Genomic DNA, 8,913 nt, shown 5'->3' with positions numbered 1-8,913 from the left:
GCATTTCTAAATAGCTGAAGACGCGCCCAAAATGACACTTCTACTTTGCACACAAACGGACATTCCAACCCTGCCGCCACAACGTATGTAGGGACTATTTAGTAATGCGACAGTTGGGCCAGTTAGAGATGCGACAGTCTCGCCTCTCGACGCGCTGGTCAATGCCAACGTGGGGGCAAGGATGACGACCTTCAGCCTGGTCGAGACCATGAGCGGTCGGAGTCGTCATGTCCTGTTTGATCACCATGTCGCAGAAAGAATTGCATCGCCTCGAAGTTATTCAGAAGATCCGTGATCAGCGCCTGAGCGTCGTCCAGGCCGCCGAACTGCTTGGGCTCAGCCGAAGTCAGGTCCACAGGCTGCTGCAGGCCTATGATGAGTCCGGTGCAGCCGGGCTGGTTTCGAAGAAGCGATCGCGGCCGAGCAATCGGCGCCACAGCGAGGATTTCCGCAATGCGGCGCTGGATCCGCGAGCGCTATCTTGATTTCGGTCCGACGCTGGCGCGCGAGAAGTTGATCGAACTGCATCATATTTCGGTGGCCAAGGAGACGCTGCGTCAATGGATGACCGAGGCCGGTATCTGGATCTCGCGCCAGGAACGCAAGCAGCGGGTTTTCCAACCGCGCGGCCGGCGCGAGACTGTTTTTGTGAACTCGTGCAGATCGATGGCTCGGTGCCCTCACCCGCCCCGATCTGATCTTGCAAAACGGATTATCTCATCGGGGCAAGGTCACGACACGCATGGCCCCATGCACTGACCTAGTCCTGATTGGCAACCACTGGCAAACTGCCTTCGTTCGAAAGACGGGTTTCGGTCTGCCGGGCGGCGGCGACAACGCGGCGCTTTGCGCGGATCGCGTGCCATTGTTGGTCGATCAGGACGCCGATGAGGATCACCCCACCCATGACAGCGAAATTCAACGACGAGGGGATACCAAGGAGATTCACGAGATTCTGCAATTCCTGGAGCAGGACCGTGCCCAGCACGACGCCGACGATCGACCCCTCGCCGCCGCGGAGCGAAAAGCCGCCAAGCACGGCTGCGGCAATCGCGTAGAGTTCGTAGAACTGGCCATGGCTCGCCGGCGAGATCGAGCGCGTGTACATGGCGAAATAAATCGCCGAAAGCGCCGTCAGCAGCCCGCAAATGACATAGGCCGACATGATCATGCGGCCGGTACGGATACCGGAATAACGGGCCGCCTCCTCGTTCTTCCCGATTGCGTAAAGATAACGCCCGAAGACAGAGCGATGCAGCATGATCCACATGACCACAGCAATGATGACGAGTGCGATGAAGGTGTTGGGAACGCCGTAAAACCGTCCGGCGGTCAGGAATTCGAGGTCGGGGAAATTTTGGCCGAAGGCAAAACCCGCAGTTCCGTCGGCCGTATAGAAGCGCGCTGCCCCACGATAAATCAGGAGGCCGCATAGGGTGACGACGAAGGGCTGCAGGTTGAGCCGGGTGATCAGCCAGCCGTGGACGGCGCCTATGACCGCGCCGAGCGCGAGAATGAGCGGCAGCGCCAGCATCCAGGACATATCCTGGACCGCGATGAAGTCGACAAACAGCACACCGAGAAGCGCGACGAGCGAGCCCACGGAAAGCTCGATACCGCCTGTGATGATGACAAAGGCCTGGCCGATCGACAGAATGCCGAACAGGCCGATCAGGTTGGCAGTGTTGGCCAGGTTGATCGGCAGCAGGAAGCGCGGATTGATGATGGCGACGACGATGCCGACGACGACGATCAAAAGCAGCAGTCCGAGATCTTTTTTGATCATTCGAGATCCATCCCCGATACCTTATTTTATATTGGCCGCAGCCGCTATTTTACCCTTTTGCCGACAGCAAGCAAAAGGACGCTTTCCTGGCTGATTTCGTCCTCTTCCAATATGCCGGCGATCTGGCCCTCGTGCATGACGGCGATGCGGTCAGAAACGCCGATCACCTCTTCCATATCGCTGGAGATCATCAGGATCGCCACTCCGGCATCGGCAAGCGCTCGCATCAGACCGTAGATCTCGTTCTTCGCGCCGATATCGATGCCGCGTGTCGGCTCGTCGAAGATCATCACCTTCGGGCTCATCGACAACCACTTGGCAAGCACCACCTTCTGCTGGTTGCCGCCGGACAGAGTGCCGGTTCGCGTCGAAACGGAGGGCGCCTTGATACCAAGGCGAAGGCGCTGCTTTTCGGCCGTCGCCCTCTCCCGCTCGGCAGAAAGCATGAAGCGGCTGGAGAGCTTGGGGAGATCGGCAAGGCTTATGTTCTGGGCGATCGGGAAATCAAGAAGAATACCGTTGCGCTTGCGATCCTCCGGGACAAGGAAAATGCCGCGAGCGACGGCGTCGCGGGCAGAATTGACCGCAATTTGCCGCCCGTCCTGCAGAATGGCTCCGCCGTAGCTCCGGTCGATGCCGAAGAGTACTTTTGCAAGCTCGGTGCGGCCCGATCCCACGAGCCCTGCAAGCCCCATGATTTCGCCATACCGGATTTCCAGATCAACGGGACGGCCGGGATAGGCCTCGGTGCGCACGCCGCTTGCCTTCAGCGCAACCGAGCCGGGCGAGCGCTGCGGTTTTGCGGTCCGGGCCGCAAGCACCCGGCCGATCATCAGCTTGACCATCTGGTCGTGGCCGATGTCTTTCTTGGCGAGAGTGCCCGCAAGCGTGCCGTCGCGCAGGACCACGACGCGGTCTGCGACGCGCTCAACCTCGTGGAGGCGATGCGAGATGAAAATGACACTGATGCCATCCGCTTTCAGCGATTTGATAATGCTCAAGAGCCGCTCGGTTTCGGCCAGCGGCAGGCTGGACGTGGGTTCGTCGAAGATGACGAGCCTGGCGTTGATGGACAGCGCCTTGGCGATTTCCACCATCTGCTGCTCGGCAAGGGAAAGCGATGCCACGGGTGTGTCGGCGGAAAAATGAGCCCCTACCCGCTTCAAGAGCGGCTTCACCATGTCTCGCAGCCGATCGCGATCGACGAGTTTGAAAGGTCCGGCCTTCAGCGGTTCGCGGCCCAGAAAGATATTGGCGGCAACGTCGAGATTCTCAAAGAGATTGAGTTCTTGGTGCACAAAGGCGATGCCGGATGCGATGCTCGATTCCACAGTGAGGAAACGAAGCTCTGCGCCGTCGAGCAGGATTGTGCCTCGGTCGGGTGCGATCACGCCGCCGAGAATCTTCATCAGCGTCGATTTTCCAGCCCCGTTCTCGCCGACGAGGCCGATGACCTCGCCCGGCATGATGTCGATCGACAGGCCCTCAAGCGCAACGACGCCCGGATAGGTCTTGCCAACGCCGGAAAGCGAAAGGAACGGCGTTGCAAGCGGGTCCGGTGACGGGATGTCGGAGCTATGGTTCATCGCCTGTCCATGGCAGCTGATGCTGTGTCGGCATGACACGTCTGTCGCGGCAGCGGCGAGTGCCGCCGCCGCGAAGAAGGGTTATTTTCCAGACATAGCCTTCAGGCTGGCGGCATACTTGTCAACGTCATCCTTGCCGATGATCACTGTCGGGATGATGATCAAGCCATTGCTGGGAACGCCTGATTTGTCGCCCTTGAGGTAGGCCGCCATCAGCTTCATGCCCTGATAAGCCCATTCGAACGGTTGCTGCACGACGGTCGCCGCGATCGTGCCTTCCTTGACACCGCCGAGCGTGATCGGATCGTCATCGAAGCCGACGACGGTGATCTGGCCGAGTTTGCCGGCGTCGCGCAGCGCCTCATAGATGCGCGGCGTATTGTAGGAGTAGAAGCCGACCATGCAGGTGACGTCTGGGCTGGCCACCAGCGCATCCTCGACATTCTTCTTTGCACGCGTCTGGTCGATATCGTCACCGCGTACATCCGTCAGCTCGATCTTCGTGCCTTTCAGGCCGTCCTTCATGCCCTGGATGCGCTCCTTAGCATTGTCGGCGCCAAGCAGGCCGACAAAGCCGATGCATTTGCCGCCGTCCGGCATCGCTTTCTTGGCGATCTCGGCGGCCTGCATGCCGGCGTCGATGTTGGATGAGCCGATATAGGCGACGCGGTTGGTCTTCGGTGCGTCGCTGTCGGTGGTGAAGAGTGCCGTCTGCGAGCCGATCTTGTTGAGGCCGTCCGTCTGGGTCTTGGGGTCGACCGCGGAGACCATGATCCCCTTGACGCCGGCGCTGACGAGATCCTCCATGAGACGCTGCTGAATGGCGACAGCCGCCTGCTCAGGGTATTTAAGTTCCATCTGGTAGTCCGGCATCTCGCTCTGCGCCTTCTTCACGCCCGCCTCTGCAGCTTTCCAGAAGTCGGACGCTCCGTTGACGACGAATGCAAGTGTCGGTTTGTCGGCGGCATGTGATACGGCAATCGGCGCCGCGCTCAGCATCAGCCCGGCGAAGAACAAGGCTGTATTGCGTTTCAGCTGTTTCATAATACACCTCCCGAGGGGCCGCAGTTGCATGGGCCCGTTTGCGATTTACGGCCGGCCGGATGCGCGCCCCCTCCTAGGGCCGTCGCAAAGCGACGAGTGGCATAGGTTCCGATCGCCCCCTGACGGTATACAAGAAATTTAATTAGTAAATAGTATTATCAATGCAGATCAAAACATTTCATCGCGCAGTGGCTCGGATGGCAATTTTGTACTGGCATTTGCCAATAACTGACGGCATTGCAAACAATTCATGCAATTGCCAGCGCTTTCAGATAGATGCTAATATTAATTACCCAAACCGACGATCAGTCACCCTGACCCGTTATCACAAGCAGAGACAGTTTCCACGAATGCGAAAACCAAAGACCCCAAATAAGCCTGTGCGCGTGACGATGATGGACATCGCCGCGGCGGCTGGCTGCTCGCAGGCGGCCGTCTCCTTCGTCCTCAACGACACGCCCGGCACCCGCATCTCACAGCAAACACGCGATCGCGTATTGGAGGCGGCGCGGGCGCTCGGCTATATGGAGAAGACCTATGCGACGAAGGCCTCTTATTCGGGACTGGACAACGTCATCGGTTTCGCCGTGGATCAACTCGCCACCAGCCCGGAAGCGATCGTTGCGATCGAAGGCGCGCGGCAAGCCTCCTGGAACGCCGGCAATGTCCTTCTGGTAACCCAGACGCTCAGTGACCCCGTCATGGAGCCGAAGGCAATCGAGGCGTTGACGAGCGGAGGCATATCGGCGCTCATCTATATGACAATCTATACCCGCCAGGTGGAGCTTCCATCCTATGTCAGCAAGCTCAACATCCCGACGGTCCTGCTGAACTGTTATACGGCAGACCATGCCTTTCCCGCCGTGGTGCCGAGCGAGATCGCGGGAGGGCAGAGTTCCACCCGGCATCTGATCATGCACGGACACCATCGTATCGCGACGATCACCGGCGAAATCTGGATGCAGGCGGCGCAGGACCGGTTGACGGGATATCGCCGCGCGCTGGCGACCGCCGATATACCCTTCGATCCGGAATTGGTCATTGAGGGCGACTGGTCGGCCGGTGCCGGCTATGCTTCCACGATGAAACTGCTTGCTCTGAAAGAGCCGCCCACCGCGATCTTCTGCCAGAACGACCGCACCGCCATCGGGTGCTATGAAGCGCTCAAGGATGCAGGGCTTCGCATTCCCCAGGACATGTCGGTGGTGGGTTATGACGACGAAGAAATTTCACGACATCTTGTACCCCCGCTGACGACTTCGGTCCTTCCACATCTTGCCATGGGGCAATGGGCGATCGAACATCTCAACCCGGAAAGTACACCCGGCAAGCGCTATCCCATTGCGAAGCTCGAATGCTCGCTCGTTAAGCGTCATTCCGTCGCCGCGCCGCGGGCCGAGGCGCGGCAGATCTTCGATGGCGCACATACCTCGCCATAGGACTTGGGTTCGCGGGCGATAGAACGGGCAGATGCCTTTGGTCGATAGGTTGCGAGCGGTTCGTCACCTGCCCTTGCCTCGTCACTGACGAACCACTGATCTCAAATATTCTCAACCACAGATACAATCTGCGCAGAGACGACGTTGACGACGTGTAGATTTGGAGCTAGCTCTATCGCCCATGAAAATCACAATGGTTCTCGTAGTGGTGATATCGCGCATGGGCAGGACGGTCTGATCGTTCGGCAATAGCCACCCATGCGCCGAAAACAGGTCCCTGACGGGGCCTTTTTTCATGCCCCGTCGCACCCATCACTTCACTTACGACGGAACCCAGATATGACCGGCGAGAAAGCCAACTTTTCCCTCAATACGCCTTCTGATCGTCTCATGAACGGAGGCGAGATCGTTCTGCAGGCGCTACGCGACAACGGTGTCGAACACATTTTCGGTTACCCCGGCGCCGCGGTGCTGCCGATCTATGACGAAATATTCCAACAGGAGGACATCAAACATTTCCTGGTGCGCCATGAGCAAGGTGCCGGACACGCAGCCGAAGGCTATGCCCGCTCGACCGGAAGAGTTGGCGTCATGCTGGTGACATCGGGACCAGGCGTTACAAATGCGGTTACGGCGCTGCAGGATTCCCTTATGGACTCCGTTCCGCTCGTCTGCCTCGCCGGCCAGGTGCCGACAAGTCTGATCGGCACGGACGCTTTTCAGGAATGCGATACGGTCGGCATCAGCCGACCCTGCACAAAGCACAATTTCCTCGTCAAACACGTCGACGATCTGGCCAAGACGATCCATCTGGCTTTCCGAATCGCGGCGGCCGGTCGACCCGGTCCTGTTCTCGTTGACATGCCGAAGGACGTGCTCTTCGCCAGCGGGACCTACGTCTCACCTGACAAGGTAGCGCCACTGCCGAGCTACCAGCCGGCAATGCAAGGCGATCAAAACGCGATCCGAGCGGCTGTCGCATTGATGGCCGAAGCCCGCCGGCCCATCATCTATACCGGCGGCGGCGTCATCAATTCGGGACCGGAGGCGTCGCGATTGCTGCGCGAACTCGCCGACCTCACTGGCTTTCCGGTCACCTCCACCGTCATGGGACTTGGAGCCTACCCCGCCACCGGGCCGAACTGGCTGCGCGTTGCCGGACAGGGCGGATCGCATGAAGCCAATATGGCAATTGGCGATTGCGACCTGATGATCGCCATCGGCGCGCGCTTTGACGACCTTGCGACCTCGCGTGCCCAGGAGTTTTCACCTCGCTCGAAGAAAATTCAGATCGATATCGATGCGTCGTCGATCAACAAACGCGTTCTCGTCGACATCGGCATTCAGGGCGACGCCGCGCATGTGCTGGCGGATATGATCCATGCCTGGCGGGCGCTCTCCACTACACCCGACCAGAAGCGGTTGCGGGCGTGGTGGACGCAGATCGATCATTGGCGAGCCCGCCATTCGTTTTCCTACCAGCGGCTGGACCATGCAATCATGCCGCAACATGCCCTGGAGCGTCTGCATGCCCTGACAAAGCCGTATGACCCCATCATCGCCACGGAGATCGGTCAGCAGATGTGGGTGGCGCAGTTCTTCGGGTTCGACAAACCCAATCGCTGGATTACCTCCGGGGGACTGGGGACTATGGGTTTCGGTCTTCCTGCCGCGCTGGGGGCGCAGATCGCAAATCCCGGCCGCCTTGTCATCGACATTGCCGGCGACGCGTCGGTGCAAACGACGATGAAAGAGCTGTCGACGGCGATACAGCATCAAGCGCCGATCAAGATCTTCATGTTGAGCGATGAGCATCCGGGCATGACGCGAGAATGGGGTCAAGTACCGGATGGCAGTGGTCGATCGCGCTCTTATTCGGCTTCGCTGCCCGATTTCACCAAGCTTGCCGAAGCCTATGGCGCTGTCGGCCTTCACTGCGAGAGCCCGAGCGAACTCGATGCCAGGATCGAGGAGATGATCGACGCGGACCGGCCGGTGCTCCTTCACTGCCGGGTTGCGAGGCTCGCCGACACTCTTCGGCAGTAACGGCTGTTGATCGAACACGCCAAAAGCAAGCCGTGCGGTCCCGCGAACCGCAGTTCCCGTCTACTCTAGCCGAGTACCTCATGATCGAGACTGGTGTCTCGATCATGTATTTATGCTGTTCTACGGGACCGATTTTCTCTAGCCCGCAGACAAGCCGAATTGCTGGCCGAGGAATACGAGGTACCTGCCCTTCCGATCAAAGATACTGTGTCACGACTCTTTGTTTGAAAGAGCGGCCAAGTCCTCTTTAAGCCGCACCGGTAAATCCATCCGTTCGTGAAGAATGCTCATGACGCCAAGATCACCGTTCTCAAGCTCACGAAAGAATAGGTAGTGATGCTCATAGCGGCTGAAATAGGCCCGACGCCTGATGTCTGCGGGAACCGCCAGACGTTGCGGAAGCTGTCGCCAGATCAGGCGCTCCTCGCATAAACGCTGCAAATAAACATGCAGCCCGAGAATGTACGCATCTGCCTGTTTTTCTCCCCACGCCTCGAAAGTGTCGCGCCAAATCTTGTCCTGCGCGGCGTCAGCGCGTGGATAAAACCGATAGGCTGCCATGCTCAGCGGCGCTTGTTGCGGCGGATAACGTCTTCAGCGGAAACGACGACAAACTCGCTGTCGTCGGCACGCATCGCGGGTGCAAGTTCCTTTTGCAGGGCATCCCATGCCTCGTCGCGCGTTTGCAAGTCGCGTCGGATCAGTGCGCGAATGTACTCGCTCGCATTCTCATAGAGGCCGTCGTCACCGATCTGCTGCTGAATGTGATCTTGCAGCACGCCGCTGACCTTCACATGAATGCTGCCCGATGCCATCGGCCTACCCTTTCGTTCTTCCTCTAACGTGGGGCAGCGTAGCATATATTGTCAATATTCATCACAAAGAATTTGATCGTGACATGGTTTCTCGAACCTCACTCTGCGACCTGGCTGTCTTAAGATCTTCTGACCAGGATCATCATAGTCGTTCCGCCGCTTGTGTTTAGTGCTTGCGGGCCTGGGGCAGCAGGTTC

The 8,913-nt window shown here is 58.8% G+C and carries 7 protein-coding genes and 1 pseudogene; 3 read left to right on the top strand and 5 right to left on the bottom strand.

What is annotated here, in order from left to right; translation table 11 throughout:
- Window positions 1–227: 227 nt before the first annotated feature.
- A pseudogene (locus tag HX899_RS29270) lies at window positions 228–674 on the top strand (helix-turn-helix domain-containing protein); the annotation flags it as partial.
- 86 nt (window positions 675–760) lie between these two features.
- Here the strand turns inward: HX899_RS29270 and HX899_RS29265 are convergent.
- From HX899_RS29265 to HX899_RS29255, 3 genes are all read right to left on the bottom strand, one after another.
- The gene (locus HX899_RS29265) at window positions 761–1,786 is read right to left on the bottom strand and encodes an ABC transporter permease (protein ID WP_138389166.1); all 1,026 of its coding nucleotides are present in this window, start codon (window positions 1,784–1,786) and stop codon (window positions 761–763) included.
- 44 nt (window positions 1,787–1,830) lie between these two features.
- Window positions 1,831–3,372 (bottom strand): sugar ABC transporter ATP-binding protein, encoded by a 1,542-nt coding sequence (locus tag HX899_RS29260; RefSeq protein ID WP_181294012.1) that lies wholly within the window; start codon window positions 3,370–3,372, stop codon window positions 1,831–1,833.
- 81 nt (window positions 3,373–3,453) lie between these two features.
- The gene (locus HX899_RS29255; protein WP_138389168.1) at window positions 3,454–4,416 is read right to left on the bottom strand and encodes a sugar-binding protein; all 963 of its coding nucleotides are present in this window, start codon (window positions 4,414–4,416) and stop codon (window positions 3,454–3,456) included.
- A gap of 350 nt (window positions 4,417–4,766) precedes the next feature.
- On the opposite strand from HX899_RS29255, the gene HX899_RS29250 reads away from it, so the two are divergent.
- Window positions 4,767–5,855, top strand: a complete 1,089-nt coding sequence (locus HX899_RS29250; RefSeq protein ID WP_138389169.1) for a LacI family DNA-binding transcriptional regulator — start codon at window positions 4,767–4,769, stop codon at window positions 5,853–5,855.
- Window positions 5,856–6,194: 339 nt separating this feature from the next.
- Entirely contained in the window at window positions 6,195–7,901 is a 1,707-nt protein-coding gene (gene ilvB / locus HX899_RS29245; protein ID WP_181294011.1) for a biosynthetic-type acetolactate synthase large subunit, read from the top strand.
- A 210-nt stretch (window positions 7,902–8,111) separates the two neighbouring features.
- On the opposite strand, the gene HX899_RS29240 is transcribed toward ilvB, so the two are convergent.
- Window positions 8,112–8,462, bottom strand: coding sequence for a type II toxin-antitoxin system RelE/ParE family toxin (locus HX899_RS29240; RefSeq protein WP_003559450.1), 351 nt, complete (start codon window positions 8,460–8,462; stop codon window positions 8,112–8,114).
- A 2-nt stretch (window positions 8,463–8,464) separates the two neighbouring features.
- Complete coding sequence (locus HX899_RS29235) at window positions 8,465–8,716, bottom strand: transcriptional regulator (protein WP_129420972.1); 252 nt, start codon at window positions 8,714–8,716, stop codon at window positions 8,465–8,467.
- Window positions 8,717–8,913 lie beyond the last annotated feature (197 nt).

The sequence above is a fragment of the Rhizobium sp. WYCCWR 11146 genome (genome assembly GCF_013591995.1).
Taxonomy (GTDB): Bacteria; Pseudomonadota; Alphaproteobacteria; order Rhizobiales; family Rhizobiaceae; genus Rhizobium; species Rhizobium indicum.
This window is presented reverse-complemented; position numbering and strand designations above follow the sequence as displayed.

Coding starts and splice junctions, on each gene's coding strand:
- HX899_RS29265 (WP_138389166.1), bottom strand. CDS start 1,786: ATGATCAAAAAAGATCTCGGACTGCTGCTTTTGATCGTCGTCGTCGGC.
- HX899_RS29260 (WP_181294012.1), bottom strand. CDS start 3,372: ATGAACCATAGCTCCGACATCCCGTCACCGGACCCGCTTGCAACGCCG.
- HX899_RS29255 (WP_138389168.1), bottom strand. CDS start 4,416: ATGAAACAGCTGAAACGCAATACAGCCTTGTTCTTCGCCGGGCTGATG.
- HX899_RS29250 (WP_138389169.1), top strand. CDS start 4,767: ATGCGAAAACCAAAGACCCCAAATAAGCCTGTGCGCGTGACGATGATG.
- ilvB (WP_181294011.1), top strand. CDS start 6,195: ATGACCGGCGAGAAAGCCAACTTTTCCCTCAATACGCCTTCTGATCGT.
- HX899_RS29240 (WP_003559450.1), bottom strand. CDS start 8,462: ATGGCAGCCTATCGGTTTTATCCACGCGCTGACGCCGCGCAGGACAAG.
- HX899_RS29235 (WP_129420972.1), bottom strand. CDS start 8,716: ATGGCATCGGGCAGCATTCATGTGAAGGTCAGCGGCGTGCTGCAAGAT.